Annotated in this window: 18 protein-coding genes and 1 tRNA gene; 14 read left to right on the top strand and 5 right to left on the bottom strand. The window is 74.0% G+C overall.

Annotated elements, in window-relative coordinates; all coding sequences use genetic code 11:
* Window positions 1-93 precede the first annotated feature (93 nt).
* The gene (locus ACGFN2_RS31235; protein WP_393365991.1) at window positions 94-870 is read right to left on the bottom strand and encodes a class I SAM-dependent methyltransferase; all 777 of its coding nucleotides are present in this window, start codon (window positions 868-870) and stop codon (window positions 94-96) included.
* Between the two features lie 261 nt (window positions 871-1,131).
* Between ACGFN2_RS31235 and ACGFN2_RS31230 the strand changes: the two genes are divergently transcribed.
* The 6 genes from ACGFN2_RS31230 to ACGFN2_RS31205 all read left to right on the top strand — a co-directional run bounded on the left by ACGFN2_RS31230 (window position 1,132) and on the right by ACGFN2_RS31205 (window position 8,380).
* Window positions 1,132-1,770, top strand: coding sequence for a CGNR zinc finger domain-containing protein (locus ACGFN2_RS31230; RefSeq protein WP_393365989.1), 639 nt, complete (start codon window positions 1,132-1,134; stop codon window positions 1,768-1,770).
* Between the two features lie 100 nt (window positions 1,771-1,870).
* Window positions 1,871-2,410 (top strand): sigma-70 family RNA polymerase sigma factor, encoded by a 540-nt coding sequence (locus ACGFN2_RS31225; RefSeq protein ID WP_362608618.1) that lies wholly within the window; start codon window positions 1,871-1,873, stop codon window positions 2,408-2,410.
* Window positions 2,407-3,147 (top strand): zf-HC2 domain-containing protein, encoded by a 741-nt coding sequence (locus ACGFN2_RS31220; protein ID WP_362608617.1) that lies wholly within the window; start codon window positions 2,407-2,409, stop codon window positions 3,145-3,147. Before ACGFN2_RS31225 ends, ACGFN2_RS31220 begins: the two co-directional genes overlap by 4 nt.
* Before the next feature lie 217 nt (window positions 3,148-3,364).
* Complete coding sequence (locus ACGFN2_RS31215; RefSeq protein WP_393365986.1) at window positions 3,365-5,938, top strand: HelD family protein; 2,574 nt, start codon at window positions 3,365-3,367, stop codon at window positions 5,936-5,938.
* Window positions 5,939-6,356: 418 nt separating this feature from the next.
* Window positions 6,357-7,790, top strand: coding sequence for an NAD-dependent malic enzyme (locus ACGFN2_RS31210; RefSeq protein ID WP_393365984.1), 1,434 nt, complete (start codon window positions 6,357-6,359; stop codon window positions 7,788-7,790).
* Window positions 7,791-8,098: 308 nt separating this feature from the next.
* Window positions 8,099-8,380: an HU family DNA-binding protein gene (locus ACGFN2_RS31205; RefSeq protein ID WP_006605312.1), complete on the top strand. Its 282-nt coding sequence runs from the start codon at window positions 8,099-8,101 to the stop codon at window positions 8,378-8,380.
* Window positions 8,381-8,640: 260 nt separating this feature from the next.
* Here the strand turns inward: ACGFN2_RS31205 and ACGFN2_RS31200 are convergent, their stop codons facing one another.
* Window positions 8,641-9,837, bottom strand: coding sequence for a serine hydrolase domain-containing protein (locus ACGFN2_RS31200; protein WP_393365982.1), 1,197 nt, complete (start codon window positions 9,835-9,837; stop codon window positions 8,641-8,643).
* Window positions 9,838-9,999: 162 nt separating this feature from the next.
* Window positions 10,000-11,346, bottom strand: coding sequence for a UDP-N-acetylglucosamine 1-carboxyvinyltransferase (gene murA, locus ACGFN2_RS31195; protein WP_362608610.1), 1,347 nt, complete (start codon window positions 11,344-11,346; stop codon window positions 10,000-10,002).
* A 296-nt stretch (window positions 11,347-11,642) separates the two neighbouring features.
* On the opposite strand from murA, the gene ACGFN2_RS31190 reads away from it, so the two are divergent.
* The 7 genes from ACGFN2_RS31190 (at window position 11,643) to ACGFN2_RS31160 (ending at window position 21,759) form a co-directional block, all read left to right on the top strand.
* Window positions 11,643-12,314 carry a YqgE/AlgH family protein gene (locus tag ACGFN2_RS31190; RefSeq protein WP_362608608.1) on the top strand — a complete coding sequence of 224 codons (672 nt, stop codon included), beginning with the start codon at window positions 11,643-11,645 and terminating at the stop codon, window positions 12,312-12,314.
* A 256-nt stretch (window positions 12,315-12,570) separates the two neighbouring features.
* Entirely contained in the window at window positions 12,571-13,251 is a 681-nt protein-coding gene (locus ACGFN2_RS31185; RefSeq protein ID WP_362608607.1) for a hypothetical protein, read from the top strand.
* 141 nt (window positions 13,252-13,392) lie between these two features.
* Entirely contained in the window at window positions 13,393-13,686 is a 294-nt protein-coding gene (locus ACGFN2_RS31180) for a DUF3039 domain-containing protein (protein WP_393365979.1), read from the top strand.
* 511 nt (window positions 13,687-14,197) lie between these two features.
* A complete protein-coding gene (locus ACGFN2_RS31175) occupies window positions 14,198-15,853 on the top strand; it encodes a beta-N-acetylhexosaminidase (protein ID WP_393365977.1) in 1,656 nt (551 codons plus the stop codon).
* Window positions 15,854-16,096: 243 nt separating this feature from the next.
* Window positions 16,097-16,993, top strand: coding sequence for an FAD binding domain-containing protein (locus ACGFN2_RS31170; protein ID WP_362608604.1), 897 nt, complete (start codon window positions 16,097-16,099; stop codon window positions 16,991-16,993).
* A gap of 100 nt (window positions 16,994-17,093) precedes the next feature.
* The gene (locus ACGFN2_RS31165) at window positions 17,094-19,322 is read left to right on the top strand and encodes a 2Fe-2S iron-sulfur cluster-binding protein (protein ID WP_393365975.1); all 2,229 of its coding nucleotides are present in this window, start codon (window positions 17,094-17,096) and stop codon (window positions 19,320-19,322) included.
* 100 nt (window positions 19,323-19,422) lie between these two features.
* Complete coding sequence (locus tag ACGFN2_RS31160; protein WP_362608601.1) at window positions 19,423-21,759, top strand: xanthine dehydrogenase family protein molybdopterin-binding subunit; 2,337 nt, start codon at window positions 19,423-19,425, stop codon at window positions 21,757-21,759.
* A gap of 134 nt (window positions 21,760-21,893) precedes the next feature.
* On the opposite strand, the gene ACGFN2_RS31155 is transcribed toward ACGFN2_RS31160, so the two are convergent.
* A tRNA-Cys gene (locus ACGFN2_RS31155) sits at window positions 21,894-21,968 on the bottom strand.
* Window positions 21,969-22,160: 192 nt separating this feature from the next.
* Window positions 22,161-23,024, bottom strand: a complete 864-nt coding sequence (locus ACGFN2_RS31150; RefSeq protein ID WP_393365972.1) for an alpha/beta fold hydrolase — start codon at window positions 23,022-23,024, stop codon at window positions 22,161-22,163.
* 120 nt (window positions 23,025-23,144) lie between these two features.
* Between ACGFN2_RS31150 and ACGFN2_RS31145 the strand changes: the two genes are divergently transcribed.
* The gene (locus ACGFN2_RS31145; protein WP_393365970.1) at window positions 23,145-24,638 is read left to right on the top strand and encodes an MFS transporter; all 1,494 of its coding nucleotides are present in this window, start codon (window positions 23,145-23,147) and stop codon (window positions 24,636-24,638) included.
* The last annotated feature ends 216 nt before the right edge of the window (window positions 24,639-24,854 follow it).

Below are 24,854 nucleotides of genomic sequence, written 5' to 3'. Positions count from 1 at the left end.
TGGGGGAGTACGGGCCCGCGGCCAGGGCGCGGCGGGTCCGGAGGCCGGGGCTCCGCCGCCCCGGGCCGCTCGGGCCGCTCGGGCCGCTCCGGCCTACTCCGGTTTGCTGACGCGGATCTTGGACTGGCCGTGCGGGAGCTTCTCCCAGTCGTCCATGAAGCGCGCCGCCAGGCCGTGCTTGCGGGCCAGTTGCAGCAGGGTCTCGGTGCGGTAGTAGAAGTCCTCGCGCAGCACCTGGTGTTCGGCGCCCTCGGTGCGGTCGAAGGTGAAGTCGAAGAAGCCGCCGGGGGCCAGAATCCGGCCGACATGGGCGAGGCACTCGTCGATGACGGCGAGCGGTGAGTGCGAGAAGACGCTGTGCGCGTGGACGACGTCGAAGTGCGCGGACGGCAGGAAGTCCAGCTTCAGGTCCTGGGTGAGGGTCAGGTGCGGCAGCTTGTCCTGGAGTTCGTAGGTGGCCAGGGTCCGCTTCGCGGAGATCAGGATGTCCGGTGAGATGTCGATGCCGTAGTAGTGGCCGGGCTCCAGATAGGCGATGAAGCGCCAGCCGGCGCGCAGGTTGCCGCAGCCGATGTCCAGCATCCGGTGGCCGGGCTGGAGGCCGTGCCCGGTCAGGTAGTCGAACTGCATCTCGCCCAGCGCCAGCCAGCGGTCATGGCTGCGGCTGCCCACCGCGGCCTCGGGGTCGCGGGCGGCGTCGGAGGCCATCACCGCCCGGTAGTACGCGACGTGGCCGGGGTGCCGGAGGCGCAGCCAGGTGTCGCGGGCGGCCCGCCGGACGTACGGGGTGATCCGGTCCGGGTGGCGGAGCGCGTAGCCGACCTTGTGGGGGAGGCCGGCGCGGTTCGTGAGCAGTGACTTGCGCGACATGGAGACCTTCGTCCTGGAGGGGCTGAGGTACGGGGCCGGCCCGGTGGACAGGGGCCTGCCCCCAGCATGCGGCGGACCGGTGCGGGCGGCCCGCGGAGCGCCGTGCCGGGGACTATACATGAGCTGTATACACACGGAGTCTACACAGGGTGTTCAGGTGGCCTGGGTGTGCGGAGCGGCCGCCTCCGGAGGGTTCCGGCCGGACCGCGGGCCGGGCACTCTGGGAGCACACACGTCCGGCCCCTAAGGAGTGACAGGAACATGGCGGCGCCTTGCGGCCTGCGGTTCGACTGCGGGCGGATCTGCCTGGACCTGGCGGCCACCGCCGACGGCGCCGCCGAACGCCTCACCGGCCCGGACCACTTGCGGGCCTGGCTGACCGGCGCGGGCCTGGTGCCGCCCGGCACCCCGCTGGACGGTGTCGACGGCCGCTGGCTCGGCGGCTTCCGCGGGCTGCGGGACCTCCTGCTCCGGGTGGTGCACGACGAGCTGCGCGGGCGGGCCGCCGAGGCCGATCTCGCGCTGCTCAACTCCGCGGCCGCCGCCGGGCAGCCGCCCGCGCCCCGCGTCGTCCGCGCCGCCGACGGCACCCTGGTCCGCGCCCTGCCCGGCCCGCCCGAGTGTGCCGGGCTGCTGGCCGCGGTGGCCCGGGACGCGATCGGGCTGCTCACCGACCCGGTCGCGCGCGGCCAGCTGCGGCAGTGCGAGGGGGAGAGCTGCACCCTGGTCTACCTGGACACCTCGCGGGGCCGGCGCCGCCGTTGGTGCTCCAGCGAAGTGTGCGGCAACCGGGAGCGGGTGGCACGGCACCGGCGGCGGACGACGGTGCGCCGGGAGCAGTTCCGGGGCGCCGCCGAGGACCCCGTCACCACCGCGGAGAAATATTCCGCCGGACGCTGAACGCCCCGCCCGGCCCGTCCGTACTCCTCACCGCAAGTCCGATTCATGGCAGGGTCCCCGTCGATCTTGGGCGATCTGGGCTATCGACCCGGGAGTTGGAGTGCGTAAGGATGCCGTCGTGGCAGACAGGACGACACCTGAAGAGGAGCTCATGCGAGCCCTCTATGACGAACACGCGGGCCCGCTACTCGCCTTCGTCCTGCGGCTGGTGGCGGGCGACCGGCATCGCGCCGAGGACGTGGTGCAGGAGACGCTGGTGCGTGCCTGGCGCAACGCGGACCAGCTCCAGCGGGCGACCGGCTCGATCCGGCCCTGGCTGGTGACCGTCGCACGGCGGATCGTGATCGACGGACACCGCAGCCGCAAGGCCCGGCCCCAAGAGGTCGACGCGACCCCGCTGGAGACCATGCCCGCCGCCGATGTGATCGACCGGGCGCTGCGCCTGATGACGATCTCGGAGGCGCTGAGCGACCTGAGCCAGGCCCACCGAGAGGCCCTCGTCGAGACGTACTTCAAGGAACGTACGGTCAACGAGGCAGCGGAGGTGCTGCGCGTGCCGGCCGGAACCGTGCGGTCCCGGGTGTTCTACGCGCTGCGCTCCCTGAAGCTCTCGCTCGAGGAACGAGGAGTGACGGAGTGATCCCGCCCACGCAGCCGGACCGGCACAGCGACGTCGGCGCCTATGTGCTGGGCGTCCTGGACGCCGCCGACGCGGACCGGTTCGAGGCGCATCTCGTCGGCTGCGACCGGTGCGCTGCCGAACTGGAGGAGCTGATGGCGATGACGCCGGCGCTCGCCGAGTTCAAGCAGTCCGCCCCCACCCCGCAGACGATCACGGCCACCCCCGGCCCCCGGATGCTGGACGGGCTGCTCGGCGAGGTCCGTGCCACCCGCCGTGGCCGTACCCGGCGGCGACTGTTCCTGGTGGCCGCGGCCGTCGTGCTGATCGTCGGCGGGCCGCTCGCCACCTTTGCCCTCAAGGGGGACGGGGGCAAGGCGCCCGCGCCGCCGCTGGCGAACGCCGTCCGGGCCCAGTACGCCGCGGGCGAGAAGGTGACCTCCGTCGACCCCGACACCAAGGTCTCGGCGGGTGTGTCCATGTCCGCCAAGCCCTGGGGCACCCAGATCGTCATGGAACTCGCCAACGTCAAGGGGCCGCTGACCTGCGACCTGGTCGCCGTCGGCAAGGACGGCAAGCGGCAGACCGTCACCACCTGGGCGGTCCCCGAGGGCGGCTACGGCATCCCCGGCAGCCCCGCGAAGTGGAACCGCGAGCCCCTCTACGCGGCGGGCGGCGCGGCCCTCAACCGCGGCGACATCGACCACTTCGAGGTCAGCACGCTGGACGGCAAGCGGCTGGCCACGGTCAAGGCCTGAGTCCCCGGGGCACCCGGACCGGCGCCCCGGACACGGGCACCCCGTGGCACCCCGGTGCGGGAACGCCACCGGATACCCCCTCCGGACTCACCCGGCGTAGCCGTCTGAGTCAACATCCGACCAAACTCGCCCATCTTTGTCCCTTTCACCAGGTGCGCACCGTGCCCGGTTCGCGTACGGTTGACGGCTGCCCTACGCACAGCAGAAGGGGGCCTGGGTGGCCGCGCACAACGCCACGCACGCACCGGATCACGCTTCCGATTCCGTTCGCGACCGCGAGATCGCGGGCGAGCAGACGCATCTGGACCGTGTCTACCGGCGCCTTGAGGAGAAGATCCACGAGGCGGAGTTCCTGATGGACGACGCCGCCAAGCGCGGCCAGGTCGGCACGCCCGGCGCGCTCGCCGAGCGCGACGCCCAGGTCTTCCAGGCCGGCGTCCATCTCCACCGGCTGAACTCCGAGTACGAGGACTTCCTCTTCGGCCGGATCGACCTGCTCCTCGGCAAGGACGGCAAGAAGGGCCCGGACGGCGCCTACACCTCCGTCGAACCCGCCGACGGCACGATCGAGAACAACCGCGCCACGATCGCCGAGACCCTGCACATCGGGCGCCTCGGAGTCCTCGACGCGGACTACTCCCCGCTGGTCATCGACTGGCGGGCACCGGCCGCCGCCCCCTTCTACCGGGCCACCCCGGTCGCCCCCGGCCGCGTCGTCCGCCGCCGCGTGATCCGCTCCAAGGGCCGTAAGGTCCTCGGCGTCGAGGACGACCTGATGCGCCCGGAGGTCACCGCGACGCTCGACGGCGAGGAGCTGCCGGCGATCGGTGACGGCGCGCTGATGGCCGCGCTGGGCCGGGCCCGCAGCCACACCATGCGGGACATCGTCTCCTCCATCCAGGCCGAGCAGGACAAGGTGATCCGGGCGCCCGCCGCCTCCGTCACCGAGGTCGAGGGCGGGCCCGGCACGGGCAAGACCGCGGTCGCCCTGCACCGCGCCGCCTACCTCCTCTACCAGGACCGCCGCCGCTACGCGGGCGGCATCCTGATCGTCTCCCCGACCCCGCTGCTGGTCGCGTACACCGAGGGCGTCCTGCCGTCGCTGGGCGAGGAGGGCCAGGTCGCCATCCGCGCGCTCGGCTCGCTCGTGGACGGCGCCGAGGCATCGAGCGGGGGCGGCCCGGAGGGCCTCGATGAGGGGCGGCGGCCGGGTGACGGGGGGGCCTACGACACTCCTGCGGTGGCCCGCGTCAAGGGCTCGTCGCGGATGCAGAAGCTGCTGCGCAAGGCGGCCCGCGGCGCGCTGGAACTGGCGGCGCCCGGTACCGAGCACACCGGCCGGACCGCCACCACGGCGAACGGGAACGGCGACGGCGACGCCCAGCTGTCCCTGGACGGCCTCTTCGAAGCCGCCGGGGACGGCACCGGCCGGGAGGCCCCCGCCAACGGCGGCCGCCGCAGACGCACCCGGACCGCGCCCGCCGCCCGGCCCGCCCACCTGCGGGTCGTCGCCTTCGGTGGCCGGATCGAGCTGGACGCCGACGAGCTGCGCGCCATCCGGCAGTCCGCGCTCGGCGGCACCGCACCGGTCAACCTGCTGCGCCCCCGGGCCCGCCGGCTGATCCTGGACGCCCTGTGGACCAAGTCGGGCGTCGCCCGCCGCTACACCGACCCCGAACTCGCCGCCGAGGCGCGCCAGGGCTTCGACGAGGACATCACCACCGAGACCGACTTCCAGGAGTTCCTGGACGCCTGGTGGCCGGAGCTGACCCCGCGCGGGGTGCTGGCCGCCATGGCCGACGAGCGCCTGCTCGGCCGCTGGGCGCGCCGCCTCCTCAACCCGCGCGAGGTACGCCAACTGGCCCGCTCGCTCCAGCGGCTGGACCCCGCCGGGCACGGCCCGCTGTCGGTGCACGACGTCGCCCTGCTGGACGAGCTGCAGACGGTCCTCGGCGCCCCGATGCGCCCGGCCCGCCCGCGCGAGGCCGATCCGCTGGACCACCTGACCGGCCTGGAGGAGCTGACCACCTACAGCGACCGCAACGGCGGCGGCCGCGGCCGCCGCGAACGGCTGGAGGAGGAGCGCACCGACTACGCCCATGTCATCGTCGACGAGGCCCAGGACCTGACGCCGATGCAGTGGCGGATGGTCGGCCGCCGCGGCCGGCACGCGACCTGGACCGTCGTCGGCGACCCCGCGCAGTCCTCCTGGTCCGACCCCGACGAGGCCGCCGAGGCCCGCGACGAGGCGCTCGGCACCCGCCCGCGCCGCCGCTTCACGCTCACCGTGAACTACCGCAACCCCGCGGAGATCGCCGAACTGGCCGCCCGGGTACTGGCACTGGCGATGCCCGGCATGCCGTCCCCGAGGGCGGTCCGCTCCACGGGCCTGGAACCCCGCTTCGCGCTCGCGGACGGGGCCGGGGACGGCGGGGCCCGGCCCGCCGGCGACGGCGCCCTGGAGCGGGCCACGGTCGCCGAGGCCGAACGGCTGCTGGGCGAGGTGGACGGCACGGTCGGCGTAGTGGTGGCCATGAACCGCCGTGCGCAGGCCCGCCGTTGGCTGGCCCCGCTCGGCGACCGGGTGGTGGCGCTGGGCTCCCTGGAGGCCAAGGGCCTGGAGTACGACGCGACGCTGGTGGTGTCACCCGCCGAGATCGCCGACGAGTCCCCGGCCGGACTGCGGGTGCTGTACGTGGCGCTGACCCGGGCCACCCAGCAGCTGACCGTGCTGTCCGCCGCCCGGGACGAGCCGGACGCGGCCGGAGTGCCCGACCTGCTGCGGGACTGAGCGCCCGCCGGCACCCGTACGGCGGCCCGCGCCGGGCGGCCGCGCCGCCGTACGGGGGGTCTTGAAATCCGGCCCGCGGGACGGGATTCGCTTCCGGGGAGGGTTTGTTAGCCTGGGTGACGGCACCGGCTCGATCCAAGCCCCCGGGCCCAACCATCGTCGCTACGAGCGACCACTTGCCGCGAGGCGAGCATGGCGGGTCGGTGCCGCTAGAAGTGGAAGAGGTCCACGTCACCCCGGTGACGTGGACCTCTTTTCTGTGCCTGCAGCTTCTCGTATGGTGGAATTCACTTTCCGAAGTCGCCTCGGCGTCCGCGAACAAAAAGTTCGCAATTCCGGCTGGCTACCGCGTACTCCACGGTAGGTGCGACGATCGGACGGCAATCCAGCGACACAGTGAAAGCAGAGGAAGTCGGCCATGGCAACGGCGCCCAGCGTCTCCTACTCGATGACGGTCCGGCTGGAGGTGCCCGCGAGCGGAACCGCGGTCTCCCAGCTCACCACGGCCGTCGAGTCCCACGGAGGCTCGGTGACCGGCCTCGACGTCACTGCGTCCGGACACGAGAAGCTCCGCATCGACGTCACCATCGCGGCGACCTCCACGGCCCACGCCGACGAGATCGTCCAGCAGCTGCGCACCATCGAGGGCGTCTCGCTGGGCAAGGTCTCCGACCGTACGTTCCTGATGCACCTCGGCGGCAAGATCGAGATGTCGTCGAAACACCCCATCCGCAACCGTGACGACCTCTCGATGATCTACACGCCCGGCGTCGCCCGCGTCTGCCAGGCCATCGCCGACAACCCCGAGGACGCCCGCCGCCTGACCATCAAGCGCAACAGCGTCGCGGTGGTCACCGACGGCTCCGCCGTCCTCGGCCTCGGCAACATCGGCCCCAAGGCCGCCCTGCCCGTCATGGAGGGCAAGGCGGCCCTCTTCAAGCGCTTCGCCGGCATCGACGCCTGGCCGCTGTGCCTGGACACCCAGGACACCGACGCCATCGTGGAGATCGTCAAGGCCATCGCCCCCGGCTTCGCCGGCATCAACCTGGAGGACATCTCCGCCCCCCGCTGCTTCGAGATCGAGGCGCGGCTGCGCGAGGCCCTGGACATCCCGGTCTTCCACGACGACCAGCACGGCACCGCCATCGTGGTGCTCGCCGCGCTCACCAACGCGCTGCGTGTCGTCGGCAAGAAGACCGAGGAGGTCCGGGTCGTGATGTCCGGCGCCGGCGCGGCCGGTACCGCCATCCTCAAGCTGCTGATCGCGGCCGGTGTCCGGCACGCCGTCGTCGCCGACATCCACGGTGTGGTGCACGCCGGCCGCACCGACCTGGTCGACGCCGACCCGGACTCGCCGCTGCGCTGGATCGCCGACAACACCAACCCCGAGGGCGTCACCGGCACCCTCAAGGAGGCCGTGGTCGGCGCGGACGTCTTCATCGGCGTCTCCGCGCCCAACGTCCTGGACGGCGACGATGTCGCGCGGATGGCCGACGGCGCGATCGTGTTCGCCCTCGCCAACCCCGACCCGGAGGTCGACCCGGCCGTCGCCCGGCAGACCGCCGCCGTCGTGGCCACCGGCCGCTCCGACTTCCCCAACCAGATCAACAACGTCCTGGTGTTCCCCGGCGTCTTCCGCGGGCTCCTGGACGCCCACTCCCGTACGGTGAACACCGAGATGATGCTGGCCGCGGCCGGCGCCCTCGCGGACGTCGTCCTGGAGGACGAGGTCAACCCGAACTACATCATCCCCAGCGTCTTCAACGAGAAGGTCGCGGGCGCGGTGGCGGGTGCGGTCCGGGAGGCCGCGAAGAGCGGTGACCAGGCTGTGACGGCCACCACGGGGGTCTGAGCACGGCGCGTCGCTGGACACGCCGTCGTTGAGGCCCCCATAGGGTAGGCGGGCAGTAAGCGACCGCCGCCCTGTGGGGCCGGCCCGGAGCGGCAATGACACGGAGCGTCACCACGGGCAAGTCAGTGGCGCTTTTCGTGTGACCCTCCTGGGTGCCGGATTGGCTTTACCGCCGCAGGTGGGGGCAGGATGCGTAATCGGGCGCGAGGGTCTGGCACCAGACCCGGGTCCGGGGACTGTCCGAGGACCCTGGCAGCATCGGCTTCGATCTCACGCCTCATTGGCAAGAAGAACACGGGAGTACAAACATGAACCGCAGTGAGCTGGTGGCCGCTCTGGCCGATCGCGCCGAGGTGACCCGTAAGGACGCCGACGCCGTTCTGGCCGCCCTCGCCGAGGTGACCGGCGAGGTCGTCGCCAAGGGCGACGAGAAGGTCACCATCCCCGGCTTCCTCACCTTCGAGCGCACCCACCGTGCCGCTCGCACCGCGCGCAACCCGCAGACCGGCGACCCGATCCAGATCCCGGCCGGCTACAGCGTGAAGGTCTCCGCGGGCTCCAAGCTCAAGGAAGCCGCCAAGGGTAAGTAAGACCCTCAGCACAGCAGACAGGGCGGCCATCCCTCCCAGGGGTGGCCGCCTTTCGCGTGCTTTCTCGCGTGCTCTTCCCGGGCCCCCGGGCCCGCGTCCGCCAGGCGGCCCGTAGCGCCCGGGGCGGCCGGCGGGGGTGGATCGGGAAGCCGGTCCGGTCCGCGGCCGCCTGAGGGGCCGTCACGGCCGTACGACGGGGCGGGCACGAGGCCCGGCCCGCTCCCGCATGCGGGAGACGGCAGCGGCGGGCGGCATTCCGGTCACCGGGGGCCGTCGTCCCGCCCGTCGCACAGGGCGTGGTCGGTCAGGTCGGTGACGCCCCGTATCTGGCGCTTGGCGGTGTCCTGGTCCCCGGGGCGGCTGTGCGCGGAGACGGTGAGGGTGGTCCGCCCGTCCGGGGTCACGGCGGGCCAGAACAGATAGCCGAACCCGGCGCCGCCGTGTCCCCAGTACCCGCCGCCGCAGGACAGCGGCGTCCAGACGAGACCGAGCCCGGCGCGGGTACCCGGGGGATCGCCGTGCTCGTCGGGGACGTCGACCGTCCGCTGCATCTGAGCGAGCTGGGCGGGGGCCAGCAGCTTCCCCCGCAGCAGCGCGCCGAAGAACCGTCCGGTGTCCGCCGCCGTACTGATCATCGAACCGTCGGCGTCCCCGTCGAAGGGGAGGTACGCGACCGTGGTGTCGGTCATCGGCCCGTCCGGCGCGAACTGCTGGTAGTTGCGGGCGTGCGGGCGCGGCAGGAACGGCTGGTTACCGGGCGTGCGGGTGTGGGTCAGGCGCAGCGGACGCAGAATGCGGCTGTGGACCTCCTGCTCCCAGGAGTGGCCCGTGACCGCCCTGATCACCATGCCGGCGAGGACGTAATTGGTGTTGGAGTACTCCCAGCGCGCACCGGGGCGGGAGGTCGGCGGGTGGCGCAGGGCCAGGGCGACGCGCTGCCCGGAGGTGTGGACGGTCCAGCGGTGGTGGCGGTATCCGGCGGCGCCCGCTTCCGGGACGACGTCCTTGATGTAGTCGGGTAGTCCGCTGGTGTGCCGGAGCAGTTGGCCGAGGGTGATCCGGCGGCCGTCGTTCCCGTGGCCCCGGACCACGCCGGGCAGCCAGGTGTCCACGGTGTCGGTCAGCGACAGCCGTCCCTCCCCGGCGAGCTGGAGCAGGACGGTCGCGACGAAGGTCTTGGTGGTGCTGCCGATCCGCAGGTACCCGTCGGCGGGCACCGGCCGTCCGGTGCCGAGAGCGCCGACTCCGCTGCGGACGGTGCGTAACCCGCGGGGTGTGTCCCGTCTGGCCGATACACCGGTGACGCCGGCGTCCCGCAACGCGTCGGCGTCCCGCTGCATACGGGAGGCGGGGACGGCGGCTGCCGCCGCGGTGCCCGCGGGGAGGAGCGTGGTGAGGAGGGCGACGGACAGGGCGGCCGCCGTCCGGCGGGCCCTTCGCAGGGGTGTGATCGACATGCCGCAACGGTAGGAGCGGGCAGCCGCAGACACCATGCGGTCCGCCTCAGTTGTGTGGTGGGGTTCTCCACCGCACGGTGCCCGTAAGCCCGTTGTCGGCACGCGGCCCCGGCAGCCGCGGGGGCCGCCGGGGCCGGAGCCGTAAAGCCGGTCCGTCCGTGCTCAGTTGGGCAGTGCGCCGTTCGGCAGTTCGACGTCGGCGCCGAGCTCCACGAGTTTCTCCATGAAGTTCTCGTAGCCGCGGTTGATCAGGTCGATGCCGTGCACCCGGGAGGTGCCCTGGGCCGCCAGCGCCGCGATCAGGTACGAGAAGCCGCCGCGCAGGTCGGGGATGACCAGGTCGGAGCCCTGCAGCTTGGTCGGTCCGGAGACGACCGCGGAGTGCAGGAAGTTGCGCTGCCCGAAGCGGCAGGCGCTGCCGCCCAGGCACTCCCGGTAGAGCTGGATGTGCGCGCCCATCTGGTTGAGCGCGGAGGTGAAGCCGAGCCGGGACTCGTAGACCGTCTCGTGCACGATCGACAGGCCCGACGCCTGGGTCAGCGCGACGACCAGCGGCTGCTGCCAGTCGGTCTGGAAGCCGGGGTGGACGTCGGTCTCCAGGGCGATGGCGTTGAGCAGCCCGCCCGGGTGCCAGAAGCGGATGCCCTCGTCCTCGATCTGGAAGGCGCCGCCGACCTTGCGGAAGGTGTTGAGGAAGGTCATCATCGACCGCTGCTGCGCGCCGCGGACGTAGATGTTGCCCTCGGTGGCCAGCGCCGCGGACGCCCAGGAGGCCGCCTCCAGGCGGTCCGGGAGGGCGCGGTGGGTGTAGCCGTCGAGCTTGTCGACACCGGTGATCCGGATGGTCCGGTCGGTGTCCATGGAGATGATCGCGCCCATCTTCTGCAGCACGCAGATGAGGTCCTCGATCTCCGGCTCCACGGCGGCGTTCGACAGCTCGGTGACGCCCTCGGCCAGCACGGCGGTCAGCAGCACCTGCTCGGTCGAGCCGACCGACGGGTAGGGCAGCCGGATCTTGGTGCCGCGCAGTCGCTGCGGGGCCTCCAGATACTGCCCGTCGGCGCGCTTCTCGATCGTCGCGCCGAACTGGCGCAGCACGTCGAAGTGGAAGTCCACGGGCCGGCCGCCGATGTCGCAGCCGCCCAGGCCCGGGATGAAGGCGTGGCCGAGGCGGTGCAGCAGCGGGCCGCAGAACAGGATCGGGATGCGGGAGGAGCCCGCGTGCGCGTCGATGTCCGCGACGTTGGCGCTCTCCACGCGCGACGGGTCGAGGATCAGCTCACCCGGCTCGTCACCGGGGCGCACCGTGACACCGTGCAGCTGCAGCAGCCCGCGCACCACGCGTACGTCGCGGATGTCGGGCACGTTGCGCAGTCGGCTGGGGCCGCTCCCGAGGAGGGCGGCGACCATGGCCTTGGGCACAAGGTTCTTCGCGCCGCGAACCCGGATCTCGCCCTCGAGCGGGGTGCCGCCGTGGACAAGCAGTACGTCGTCAGTAGAGACGGTCATGGATCTCGCGTTCCTGGAGACGGGCAGGGGCCAAGCTGAAATGGTAAGGGCGGCGGCGGGTGTGTCCGTAGGCCCGTGCAGGCTTTGAACGTGTAATGGCTTTGTCACAACACGCTCCGCTACGATCCGCCTTTGATTCGTAATCGCCCTTTGGGGTAATTGCCGGAGATTGTCCGCAATGGGCGGTCCGGCGCCGAGGTCGTGCGCCGGTGCTGCCGCCGTACGCCCTGCCCTGCTCTCGCACGGGTCCCGGCGTCGACTCCCCGCTCCGGGCAGAAGTGCGGGATCATGTGGCCATGACCGAGGTGTCCTCGCTCACAGGGCGGCTGCTCGTCGCGACACCCGCGCTCGCCGATCCGAACTTCGACCGCGCGGTGGTGCTGCTCCTCGACCATGACGAGGAGGGCTCCCTCGGCGTGGTCCTGAACCGTCCCACCCCGGTGGGCGTCGCGGACATCCTCGCGCCCTGGGCCGCTCTGACCGGCGAGCCGGGGGTGGTCTTCCAGGGCGGGCCGGTGTCGCTGGACTCGGCGCTCGGGGTGGCCGTGGTGCCGGGCGGGATGTCCGGCGAGGGCGGCATCCCGTCGGTGGACAGCGGCGCCCTCTCCCACGGCGACGGCGCGACGCCGGCCGGGGCACCGGCCGCGGACCGGGCGGGCGTGCAGTCGGGTGACGAACCGCTGGGCTGGCGCAGGGTGCACGGGGCGATCGGACTGGTCGACCTGGAGGCCCCGCCGGAACTGCTCGCGGCGGTGCTCGGCAGCCTGCGGATCTTCGCCGGCTACGCGGGCTGGGGGCCGGGCCAGCTGGAGGACGAGCTGGTCGAGGGCGCCTGGTACGTGGTCGAGTCGGAGCCCGGCGACGTCTCCTCGCCCGACCCGGAGCAGCTGTGGCGCGCGGTGCTGCGGCGGCAGCGCAACGAACTGGCGATGGTGGCCACGTATCCGGACGATCCGTCGCTGAACTGACGGTTGCCGGGGCGCGCGGCCGCGGGGCGACCGGAGGTGCCGTGCGGTCTGGCTGAGGCCGCCGGGAAGACTGGCTGGAACTGATTCCTTCGGCTCTGGGTGGCAGGTACACCCTCGGCCAAATTTTGTTGACGACTTGATTATTGTGACGGCTTCGTCATGGGGAATTGTCAGACCCCGTCGCTAAGGTGCGGGATGACAGGGGACGGTGCGCGGCCGCGTCGGCGGGGCCGTGCTGGACACACGGGGAGAGGCCATGCACAGGCCGAGCGTGCCCGAGGATCTGGACCACCCGGAGCGCCTGTGGGCGCGCGCCGCGACGCTGGCGGTAGTGGCGGCCGCCGTGGACGACGCCGACGAATTCTCCTGGAGCGACCAGGGCTTGCAGTGCTGGAACGTCGGCGGCAGCTACTGGTGGCGGCTGAAGATGTTCGAGGACGGCCGGGCCCTGCTGTGCGGGCAGGACTCCGACGGCAGTCACACGCACAGCGGAGGCCGCCGCATCGACTTCCTCGCCGACGGTCCCGAGTGGCTGCCCTGGGCGGACCTCCGGGAGGACGCCGACGGCAATCTCTTCGGCTTCGTCTACTGGTGGCAGGACGGTGCCTGGGGCCGCGCCCCGTACCCCGAGAAGATGCCGGACGACGGCCTGGAGACGGCCATGAGCTGGGTGGCGCCCGGTGACGACGCCATCAGGAAGATCGCCGAGGACCTCGTGGCGCTCACGGAGACCGAGGTCGACGCCGTGGGCGCGGTGCGCGCCTTCCTCGCCGCCGCCGAGTCCCGCACGGTCCGCGCGCAGGACGTCGCCACTCTGCTCGACACGGTCTGCGGCCCGGACGCCTGGTACGAGGTCCGGCCGGACGCCGCCCTGGCCTTCGCCACGGAGCTGGGGCTGACGGCCGGGGAGCGGGACGGGATGGCGGTGGCCTCGTAGCGGTCGCGGGGGCGCGGGGCGGACCCGGAGCCGTGCGTGCTGCCCGGGGCGGCCGCCGGGTGGCGGCGGTGGCTCCGGTGCTTCACCCGGCGGTGGGCCGAGGCTCCCGGGTTGTCGCGCGCGTGAGTACCCTTGGCTGTTATGAGCACTGTTGAGCCCGAGCGCGGGGCAGGTACGGGGACCCTCGTAGAGCCGACACCGCAGGTGTCGCACGGCGACGGCGACCACGAGCGCTTCGCCCACTATGTCCAGAAAGACAAGATCATGGCGAGCGCGCTCGACGGCACCCCCGTCGTGGCGCTGTGCGGCAAGGTCTGGGTACCGGGGCGCGACCCGAAGAAGTACCCGGTCTGCCCCATGTGCAAGGAGATCTTCGAGTCCATGGGCGCCGGTGGCGACAAGGACAAGGGCGGCAAGGACAGCGGCAAGAAGTAGCCGCCGGCAGCCGCCACGGGCCGTCCCCCGCCGGGACGGCCTGCCGGTCCGCCGGTGCACGGGCACGGCGGCCGGTCGCGCCGCAGTTGCTCAGCGGCGCCCGCCCACGCTCAGCCCCTGAACGCCCCCCGAAGCCGGAGAGCCGCAGGACACCGGCGTCGTCCCGCGGTGACGGCGCCCCGCCTCGGGTACGGGCCCGGGTCCCTCGCGGCCCGGGCCCGTCCGCGTACCCGGCGCACAACGTCCCGCCTCTCCGCCGGAATTGCGCCGTACGCGGCGCCCCGCCCCCGCCCGCTCCGTGGGCCGGTCCGCTCCGCCCGCACCACCAGGGCGCCCCGTCCCGCCCCGCGCCCCGCCGTCCTCCGCCCGCCGTTCCGGCCCGTACGGCGCGGGACCGTGGCAGCATCGCCCGTGACGGCCGGCCCCGCGCCGGTCCGCTCCGCTGTGTACGCGTACCGGCCGGAACGCCCCTGGGCCGGCCGGGCCTTCGGCTCGGTGAAGGACGGACGGCATGCCCGACACGGACCCCACCCCCACGGCACCGGGCGGCGGCCTGATCCCGGCGCCGCTGAGCATCGACGGGCCGGGGCGCGGCACCGTACGCCTGGGCCAGGACACCGCGTTGGCGGCCGGGCCCGGCGCCGAGGGCACCGCGCGCTGGCTGCGGGCCACCCTCGGCGAGGCCTTCGGCCTGCCGCTGCCGCCCGGCCCCGGCCCGGCGGCGCACACCCTCGCCCTCGGCCTGGACCCGGCCCTGCCCCCGGAGGGCTACCGGCTGGCGGCCGACGCCCGCCGGGGCGTACGGATCGCCGGCGGCGGTCCGGCCGGCGTCTTCTGGGGAGCGCAGACGCTGCGGCAGCTCCTCGGCCCGCAGGCCTTCCGCCGGGCGCCGCTCGCACCGGGGCATGAGCCGGTCCTGCCGCCGCTGACCGTCGAGGACGCGCCCCGCTTCGGCTGGCGCGGCATGCTGCTCGACGTCGCCCGGCACTTCCTGCCCAAGGACGGGGTGCTGCGCTGCCTCGACCTGCTCGCCGCCCACAAGCTCAACGTCCTGCACCTCCACCTCACCGACGACCAGGGCTGGCGGATCGAGATCAGGCGCTACCCGAAGCTGACCGGGACCGGCGCCTGGCGGGAGCGCACCAAACTCGGGCACCGGGCCTCACCGTTGTGGGACGAACGCCCGCACGGCGGCTACTACACCCAGGACGACATCCGCGAGATCGTCGCCTACGCCGCCCAGCGGCACATCACCGTCGTCCCCGAGATCGACATCCCCGGACACTCGCAGGCCGCCATCGCCGCGTACCCCGCACTCGGCAACACCGACGTCGTCGACACCACCTCCCTGAAGGTCTGGGACACCTGGGGCGTCAGCCCCAACGTACTGGCGCCCACCGACAACACCCTGCGGTTCTACGAGCACGTCCTCGACGAGGTCCTCGCGCTCTTCCCCTCGCCGTTCGTGCACATCGGCGGCGACGAGTGCCCCAAGGACCAGTGGCGCGCCTCCGCCACCGCGCAGGCGCGGATCGCCGAGCTGTCCCTGGCCGGCGAGGACGGGCTGCAGAGCTGGTTCATCCGGCACTTCGACCGCTGGCTCACCGCCCGCGGCCGCCGCCTGATCGGCTGGGACGAGATCCTGGAGGGCGGCCTGGCCGAGGGCGCCGCCGTCGCCTCCTGGCGCGGCCGCGCGGGCGGTGTCGCAGCCGCGAAATCCGGCCATGACGTCGTCATGTGTCCCGAACAGCAGGTGTACCTCGACCACCGTCAACACCCCTCCCCGGACGAGCCGGTGCCGATCGGCTTCGTACGGACCCTGGAGGACGTCTACCGCTTCGAGCCGGTACCGACGGAGCTCACGCCCGAGCAGGCCGCGCACGTCCTGGGCACCCAGGCGAACGTCTGGACCGAGGTCATGGACAGTCAGCAGCGCCTCGACTACCAGGTCTTTCCGCGGCTGGCCGCCTTCGCCGAGGTCGCCTGGTCCCGGCTGCCCGCCCCCGCCGAGCGCGACTACCAGGACTTCACCCGGCGGATGGCCGTCCACTACACCCGGCTCGACGCCCTCGGCGTCGGCTACCGCCCGCCCGGCGGCCCCCTCCCGTGGCAGAAACGCCCCGGGGTGCTCGGACGCCCGATCGACGGGGCGCCCCCAAACGTGTGAGCCCGGGGGCAAGGACGGCGCCCGCCCGGCCGGACCCTGGGACCGTGGTGCGGTACGGCGGTTCCCCCTCCGCACCGCAGTGCCGGACGAAACGGACGGCGGTCCGTCCGGGGCGGAGCGCCGCTTCGCGGACCCTCGCGCCGAGGGTCCGGGAAGATGTGCCAGAGTTGCCACGTCCGGGCCGTGAGCACGTACCGTACGGCGGAGCGGAACTGCCGGGACACCGGGGAAGGGGCAGCTGGCTTGACCACGCACGCACCGCACGCGTCGCACACGGTGACGTTGCCGGCCTCGCTCGACGAGGCGGTGGCGGCGCTCACCGCCATGCCCGCCGCCGTGCCCGTCGCGGGTGGCACCGATCTCATGGCGGCGGTCAACGCCGGACACCTCAGACCCGCAGCCCTGGTGGGTCTCAACCGGATCAGCGAGATCCGCGGCTGGCAGTACCTGGACGGCCATGCGCTGCTCGGCGCCGGCCTCACCCTCGCCCGTATGGGACGCCCCGACTTCGCCGCCCTGATCCCGGGTCTCGCCGCCGCCGCCCGCGCGGCCGGCCCGCCGCAGGTCCGCAACGCCGGCACCCTCGGCGGCAACATCGTGACCTCCGCGCCCACGGGCGACACCCTCCCGGTGCTCGCCGCCCTCGAAGCCACGGTGATCATCGCCGGCCCCGGGGGCGGCCGCCGCGAGATCCCGGTCAGCCACCTGCTGGCCGGCCGGGAGATGCTGAGCCCCGGCGAACTCGTCGGCTTCGTACGGGTGCCGCTGCTGCACGCCCCGCAGACCTTCCTCAAGGCGACCGGCCGCACCGGCCCCGGCCGCGCCACCGCCTCGGTCGCGCTCGTCCTGGACCCGGCCAGGCGCGGCGTGCGCTGCGCGGTGGGCGCGGTCGCCGCCATGCCGCTGCGCCCCCTGGAGGCCGAGCAGTGGGTGGCCTCGCTCATCGACTGGGACGGCGAACGCGGCCTGGTTCCCGAGGCGCTGACGGCCTTCGGCGACTATGTCGCCGCCGCCTGCATCCCGGACCCGGCCCCGCCCGAGGACGGTTCGGAACCGGCCACCCTGCCGCCGGCCGCCCTGCATCTGCGCCGTACGGTGGCAGCCCTGGCCCGCCGCGCACTGGGGAGGGCGCTCTCATGAGCGAGCGCAGCGTGCGGGTCCTCCCGGCCGCGGGCCGGGGGATCGTCAGCGAAAGGTGCGCGCCTCGCGACTGCGAGGCCGAGCGAAGCGAGGGCTCGGCATGAGCGACGCAGACAACCGCCACCCGTACCAGCCGCACCCCGAGCAGGGCTGGCAGCCGCTGCCGCAGGGCGGCGAGTACGAGTCGGAGGCGACCGCCTTCGTCCAGCTCCCGGAGGGCTTCACCACCGGGGCCTACGGCGGTGGGTCGCCCCGGTACAACACCCCGGGCCCCGAGCCGCTCGCCGCGCCCGGCCACGGCTACACCCCGCCGTCCTCGTTCAGTTCGCACCCCGCCACCCCGATGGACGACCCGGGCGCCGACCCGGCGTCCACCGCCCAGTGGACGATGCCGTTCGCGGACTCCCCGGGCGGTTACGCGGACCCGGCCGCGGCCTACCCGGCCCGGACGGAGCACACGCCGCACCACGACCCGTCCGCCGGCTACCAGGGCGGCGCGCCCGAGGCCGGCCGGCACTGGGGCGGCGCCGCCGTGGACTGGCCCGTGGCGGGCAGCCCGGAGGCGGGCGCCGCCGGGTCCTGGTCGGTCCCCGCCGCGGCGGACGACGGCCTGGAGGAATCCGGCGAGTACCTGGTCGGCGAGGACGGTCTGACGGGCCATACGGGACTTACGGGCGGCCACCCGGGCCTCCCCGGCCATTCCGGCCATCCGGGGTATCAGGGCCTTACGGATCATCAGGGTCTTACGGGGCACGACGTCACCGCCGAGTACCACGGCGGCTACCAGGACGCCGGTGCGTACGGCGACGCCGGGAACCCGGCGGACGCCGGCGGGGCCGCCCACACCGGGCACTGGAACTTCACCGCCGGACCGAGCGCCGCCGCCGCGCCCGCGACGCACCCAGGAGAGCCGCAGGAGGCCGCACACGGCGGCGCGGCCCATGACCCCTTCGGCGGCCCCGCGGGCGCCCCGTACGCGCACGAGAGCGGTCTGCCGGGCCACCACGCCGGGCCGGGCGGCGAACTGCCCGCAGACGGCGGCCCGTCGGCCGGTGACCCCTACGCCACGGGCGGCCGGGACACCGGCGCCGGCGACGCGACCGGCCACTGGTCGCTGCCCGCCGACGCGCTCGCCCAGTGGCCGCCGGCCACGGAGACGGCGCAGCCGCCGCACGACGAGGTGCCGCACCGGCCGGAGGCGGCGGACCGTCCCGGCGCGGCGGCGGACGCGACCGGCGGGCACGGCTGGACCGTCCCGGCGGCCGAGGGCGAACAGCAGGAGCACTCCGGCGTGTTCACGCACGCCGACGCGGCCGGACACCCGGCGCCCGTCTCGCCCGCCGCCCCGGAGGCCGACGGAACGGCGGACGCTCCCACGGACCCCGCGGAGCCCACGGCCCCCGCGGAGCCCGTACGCACCGAGCCCGGCACGCACCCCGCAGCCGGCGAGCCCGCGGACACCACCGCCCCGGCCGGACCCGCGGACGCCACGGCCGGGCCCGAGTCCCCCGAACCGCACGACCCCGCCAACGACACCACCGGCTCCGCCGGTTCCCCCGACGGCACGCACCCCGCCACTGCGGACCCCACGGGAGCCGACGCGGCCGAAGCGGCCGCCGAGGACCCCACCGGCCTCGTCGACGGGCTCGCCGCCGCCGCGCGCACCTCCGACCTGGCGGCCGACGCCGGCGCCGACGACCACGACGAACACCCCGCCGCCTCCTACGTGCTGCGCGTCAACGGCATCGACCGGCCGGTCACCGACGCCTGGATCGGCGAGTCGCTGCTCTACGTGCTGCGCGAACGGCTCGGCCTGGCCGGCGCCAAGGACGGCTGCTCGCAGGGCGAGTGCGGGGCCTGTTCCGTCCAGGTGGACGGCCGGCTGGTGGCGTCCTGCCTGGTGCCCGCGGCCACCACGGCGGGCAGCGAGGTCCGCACCGTCGAGGGGCTCGCCGAGAACGGCGTGCCCTCCGACGTGCAGCGCGCGCTCGCGGCCTCCGGTGCGGTGCAGTGCGGCTTCTGCGTACCGGGGATGGCGATGACCGTCCACGACCTCCTGGAGGGCAACCACGCCCCCAGTGAGCTGGAGACCCGCAAGGCGCTGTGCGGCAACCTCTGCCGCTGCTCCGGCTACCGGGCCGTGCTCGACGCCGTCGACGAGGTCGTCAAGGGCCGTGCGGACACCGCTGAGGCGTCCGGCGCGCCCGCGGACGCGCCGGACGGTGCGGCGCCCGCGGACACCGCCCGCATTCCCCACCAGGCGGGCCCCGCCGACGAGACGGGCCACGCCCCGCACGACCAGGACCGGCACACGGGAGGCTCCGCATGAGCAAGCGCAGCACGGGGGTCACCCCGGCCGGAGGCCGGCGGGGCACCGGGGAGCGGTGCGCGCTGAGCGAAGGCGGGGCAGGGCGAAGCGAGGTTTCGGCATGAGTGGTACGTCCGACGGCGCAGGCACCGCCACCGCCACCGCGACCCCCGCGGCGGGCGTCCCGGTCCCGGACGAGCCGCCGCCGCACGGCCTGGGCGTCTCGCTGCCGCCCGCCGACGCGTCGGCGAAGACCGAGGGCACCTTCCCGTACGCCGCCGACCTGTGGGCCGAGGGGCTGTTGTGGGCCGCGGTGCTGCGCTCGCCGCACCCCCGCGCGCGCATCCTGTCCATCGACACCAAGCAGGCGGCGGAGATGCCGGGCGTGCGCGTCGTCGTCACCCACGAGGACGTGCCCGGTGACGCGGGGCACGGCCGGGGCACCGCCGACCGCCCGGTCTTCGCCAAGGACGAGGTCCGCCACCACGGCGAGCCGATCGCCGCGGTGGCCGCCGAGCACCCCGACGCGGCACGGCTGGCCGCCGCCGCCATCGCCGTCGAGTACGAGATCCTCGACGCGGTCACCGACCCCCAACTGGCCTTCGAGGCCGAGCCGTTGCACCCGGACGGCAACCTCATCCGGCACATCCCGCTCCGCTTCGGCGACGCCGAGGCCCTCGGCGAGGTGATGGTCGAGGGGCTCTACCGGATCGGCCGGCAGGACCCGGCGCCCATCGGGGCCGAGGCCGGGCTCGCGGTGCCGCGCCCCGACGGCGGGGTGGAGATCTACACCGCCTCCACGGACCCGCACACCGACCGCGACCTGGCCGCCGCCTCCTTCGGCCTCGCGCCGGAGCAGGTCAAGGTCGTGGTGACCGGCGTGCCCGGTGCCACCGCCGACCGCGAGGACCCCGGCATCCAGCTCTCGCTGGGCCTGCTGGCGCTGCGTACGGGCTGCCCCGTCAAGCTCGCCGCCACCCGCGAGGAGTCCTTCCTCTCGCACGCCCACCGCCACCCCACGCTGCTGCGCTACCGCCACCACGCGGACGCCGACGGCAAGCTGGTGAAGGTCGAGGCGCAGATCCTCATGGACGCCGGCGCCTACGCCGACACCTCGGCCGACGCGCTCGCCGCCGCCGTCTCGTTCTCCTGCGGCCCGTACGTCGTCCCGCACGCGGTCGTCGACGGCTGGGCGGTGCGCACCAACAACCCGCCGTCCGGCCACGTACGCGGCGAGGGCGCGATGCAGGTCTGCGCCGCCTACGAGGGCCAAATGGACAAGCTGGCCGCCCGGCTGGGCCTGGAGCCCGACGAGCTGCGGCTGCGCAACGTCATGGCCACCGGCGACCTGCTGCCCACCGGGCAGACCGTGACCTGCCCCGCCCCGGTCGCCGAACTCCTGGACGCCGTCAAGGAGGCGCCGCTGCCCGAGCTGCCCAAGGACGCGCCCGAAGCGGAGTGGCTGCTGCCGGGCGGACCCGAGGGCGCGGGGGAGCCGGGCGCGGTGCGCCGCGGTGTCGGCTACGGGCTGGGCATGGTGCACATGCTCGGCGCGGAGGGCACCGACGAGGTCTCCACCGCGACCGTCAAGGTCAGCGGCTCGGTCGCCACCGTCATCTGCGCCGCCGTCGAGACCGGTTCGGGGTTCTCCACCCTGGCGCGGCAGATCGTGCAGGAGACGCTCGGTGTCGAGGAGGTGCACGTCGCGGGCGTCGACACCGACCAGCCGCCGGCCGGAGCGGCCTGCCACGGGCGGCACACCTGGGTCTCCGGCGGTGCCGTCGAGCGGGCCGCCAAGATGGTCCGCACCCAGCTTCTCCAGCCGCTGGCCCACAAGTTCGGGATGTCCACCGAGCTGCTCCAGATCAACGACGGCAAGATCACCTCGTACGACGGGGTGCTCAGCACCACCGTCGCCGAGGCGCTGGACGGCAAGGAGCTGTGGGCCACCGCCCAGTGCCGGCCGCACCCGACCGAGCCGCTGGACGAGTACGGCCAGGGCGACGCGTTCGTCGGCCTCGCCTTCTGCGCGATCCGCTGCGTGGCCGACGTCGACATCGAACTCGGCACCGTCCGGGTGGTGGAGATGACCGTCGCCCAGGACGTGGGCCGGGTGCTCAACCCCCGCCAGCTGCGGGCCCGTATCGAGGCCGGGGTCACCCAGGGCATGGGCGCCGCCCTGATGGAGAACCTCCGCACCACCCGCGGCCAGGTCCGCCACCCCGACCTGACCGGCTACGCGCTGCCGACCGCCCTGGACGCCCCGGAGATCCGGATCGTCAAGCTGGTCGAGGAGCGCGACGTGATCGCCCCCTTCGGCGCCAAGCCCGCCAGCGCGGTCCCGGTGGTCACCGCCCCCGCCGCCGTGGCCTCCGCCGTCCGCGCCGCCACCGGCCGCCCCATCGGCCGCCTCCCGATCCGCCCCCAGGCGGCGGTGGCACAGGTGGTGCAGCAGTAAGGGCACCCAGGGGGCACCGGAAGAAGCGGGCCCCATAGACACCGAGCACACCCGGAGGCGGTCCCCACAGAGTTGGGGCCGCCTCCGGAGCACGTCCGCCGTCCTCGCATGACGACGCGGGAACCTGCGGTACCTGGAGGCCGTGGCGGGATTCGAACCCGCGTCACTCGCTTTGCAGGCGAGCCCCTGAACCACTCGGGCACACGGCCGGGTGTGTGGTGCTGTTCCGACTGTAGGCCGCGGGGCGGGGCGTGCGGCAAGGGTGCGGGGCGGGTTGCCATGAGGACGCAACGCGGGGAAACACGGGGCAATACGGGGTTCATGGCGGACCGGTCGCGGTCGTCAGGGAACCTGCGGCGCTTCCGGTGGCCGGGTGTCGCGGGGGCGTCCCGGCCGGTGCCTCAGGCCGTGTGCAGGAAGCCCTCCACCAGCGGGGCGAAGGTGTCCGGTTCGTCGACCCACGGGTAGTGGCCCACGCCGGGGAGCGGGTGTACGCGGGCGTCCGGGAAGGACTCGGCCACCAGCTCGCCCGCCCGCATGCCGGTCACGGCGTCCCGGTCCCCGGTCACCACCAGTACGGGGCAGGCCAGCTCCCGCAGCCCCGCCAGCAGGGTCAGGCGCAGCTGCTCGTCCACGCCCTGCCAGAACCCGGCCCGTGGCACCGGTCCCAACTGGGCGCCCTCCGTGGCCGCATGGGCCTGCTGCGGCTCGTCCCAGTGTCCGTAGGCCAGCGGTGCGGCGGCGAACAGCAGGTCCCGCACCTCGCTCAGGTCGGCCGCCTCGGTCAGCCGGCGCAGCGCCTCCGAGGCCTGGGGCCACCACTCCTCGTGACGGCGCGCGTCGAAGATCTCCTTGGCGTCGTCGGGGAGTTCGCCCTGCAGACGGGAGCCGGGGCAGACCAGCACCAGCCGGGTCAGCCGCTGCGGATGGCCCGCCGCGTAGGCCTGCGCGACCGCGGCCCCCGCGTCGTGCGCGAGCAGCGCGAACCGCTCCAGGCCCAGATGGTGGCGCAGCGCCTCCAGGTCCTCGGCGAGCTGCGGGAAGGCATAGCGGGACGGGTCGGCGGCGGCCGGGGAGTCGCCGGTGCCGCGGCTGTCGGGGAGGATCAGCTGCCGGTGGGCGGACAGCCCGCCGAGGTCGCCCAGATACGCGGCGTCCCGCCCGGGCCCGCCGGCCAGGCACACCAGGGGCGGCAGGGGGGAGTCGGCCGGGCCGAGCACGCGGTAGTGGAGCTCGGCATCGTCGTACGTACGGAAGTGCGGCATACAACCAGCTTGCCCCGAGGTGCCGGGACGCAGACGGTCCCACGGCGTAGGACCGGCGACCGGGCCGATCTCCGCCCTCCGCCAGGGGCACCGCCGCCGTACGGCCCTTACGCTGGCCCGATGACCGCTGACCGCCCCCACGACCACGGCATCGGCACCGACGACAGTGCCCCGCCCGGCGCGGAGACCACCACCGCCGCCGGCCGGCCCGCCGACGACAGCGGCGGGCCGGGCGGCGGCATCCTCGGCCGGGCCCACCGCGCGCTCACCCTGGGCATCATCTCCGTCGTCTCGCTCGTCGCCTTCGAGGCGAGCGCCGTGAACACCGCGATGCCGGTCGCCGCCCGCGCCCTGGACGGCATCGGGCTGTACGCCTTCGGCTTCTCCGCGTTCTTCACGGCGAGTCTGTTCGCGATGGCGCTCGCGGGGGAGTGGAGCGACCGGCGCGGGCCGCTCGGGCCGCTGTTCACCGGGATCGCGGCCTTCGGGGCCGGGCTGCTGGTCGCGGGTGCCGCCGGGAGCATGGGGATGTTCATCGCCGGCCGCGGGGTGCAGGGCGTCGGCGGCGGGCTGGTGGTGGTCTCGCTCTACGTGGTCGTCGGGCGCGCCTACCCCGAGCGGCTGCGCCCCTCGATCATGGCGTCGTTCTCCGCGGCCTGGGTGGTGCCGGTGATCGTCGGCCCGCTGGTCGCCGGGACCGTCACCGAACACCTCGGCTGGCGCTGGGTGTTCCTCGCCATCCCCGCCCTGATACTCCTGCCGCTCGCGGTGATGCTGCCCGCGCTGCGCGCCCTGCCACGCGACCGGGCGGGCTCGCCGGGCGGCGTACGGCAGGTGCTGGGCAGCCGACGCTGCCTGCTCGCGCTGGCCGTCGCGGTCGGCGCCTGCCTGGTCCAGTACGCGGGCCAGCATCCGTCCTGGGCCGCGCTGTTGCCCGCGGCCGCCGGACTGGCGCTGCTGGCGCCCACCCTCGTACGACTGCTGCCCCGCGGCACGTTCCGGGCGGCCCGCGGCCTGCCGACCGTGGTGCTGCTGCGCGGACTCTCCGCCGGAGCCCTGGTCGCCGCCGAGAGCTTCATCCCGCTGATGCTGGTCACCCAGCGCGGGCTGTCCGCCACCCTCGCCGGGCTCTCCCTCACCGGCGGCGGCCTGACCTGGGCACTCGGTTCGTACGTGCAGAGCCGCCCGCGCCTGGAGCCGTACCGGGAACGGCTGATGGGCCTGGGCCTGGTGCTTCTGGCGGTGGCCATCGCGCTCGTGCCGCTCGCCCTCGTCGACGGCGTGCCGGCCGCGGTCGTCGCGGCGGCCTGGACGGTCGGCGGCTTCGGCATGGGCCTGAACATCTCCAGCGGCGGCGTCCTCCTGCTGAAGCTGTCCCGCCCCGAGGAGGCGGGCAGCAACTCGGCGTCCCTGCAGATGGCGGACGCGCTCGGGAACGTGACGTTCGTCGGGGTCGGCGGTGTGCTCTTCGTCGCCTTCGGCGGCGGTTCGATCGCGACCCATGCGAGTGCGGCGGCCGGCGGGGCGGGGCAGCCCGCGGCGTTCGTGGCCGTCTTCGCGACGATGGCCGTCGTGGCGCTGCTGGGGGCGGGGGCGGCGTGCCGCCTTAAGTAGCCGCCCCACGTTTCGGCTGCGCTTGGCTTTCTTCCCACGTTTTCGGCTTTCCCGCCGTGGTGGCTCGCGTCGTTTCGGGTCCGCTGCGCGGGGCGTGGGTGCGGGTGATGCTTGTACGTTCCTCGCCGTTGCGCCTGCGGCGGGCGGGTGGGTGTCGGGTGCGGTGACGGGCCTCCGGGGCAGGGTTTCCGGACTGCTTCGCTTTACGTCCGGAAA

Origin of the sequence: Streptomyces sp. NPDC048612, assembly GCF_043199295.1 — a bacterium.
GTDB lineage: Bacteria > Actinomycetota > Actinomycetes > Streptomycetales > Streptomycetaceae > Streptomyces.
Note: the sequence above shows the minus strand (reverse complement) of the source record. Positions and strands in the feature narration are given on the sequence as shown.